The sequence below is a fragment of the Shewanella sp. M16 genome, from assembly GCF_018224605.1.
Lineage (GTDB): Bacteria > Pseudomonadota > Gammaproteobacteria > Enterobacterales > Shewanellaceae > Shewanella > Shewanella oncorhynchi.
In genome coordinates this window covers 1-275 of sequence record NZ_JAGTUL010000153.1, presented here as the reverse complement: position 1 = coordinate 275, position 275 = coordinate 1, and the positions used below count along the sequence as shown (strand labels likewise).

Genomic DNA, 275 nt, shown 5'->3' with positions numbered 1-275 from the left:
ATCTCGCTTAACAAACCGCCTGCGCACGCTTTACGCCCAGTAATTCCGATTAACGCTCGGACCCTCCGTATTACCGCGGCTGCTGGCACGGAGTTAGCCGGTCCTTCTTCTGTAGGTAACGTCACAGCAACAGCGTATTAAGCTGCTACCTTTCCTCCCTACTGAAAGTGCTTTACAACCCGAAGGCCTTCTTCACACACGCGGCATGGCTGCATCAGGGTTTCCCCCATTGTGCAATATTCCCCACTGCTGCCTCCCGTAGGAGTCTGGGCCGT

The 275-nt window shown here is 55.3% G+C and carries 1 rRNA gene; it reads right to left on the bottom strand.

From position 1 onward, the window contains the following. Nucleotides 1-275: ribosomal RNA gene (locus tag KFE26_RS23835) — 16S ribosomal RNA — on the bottom strand; the annotation flags it as partial.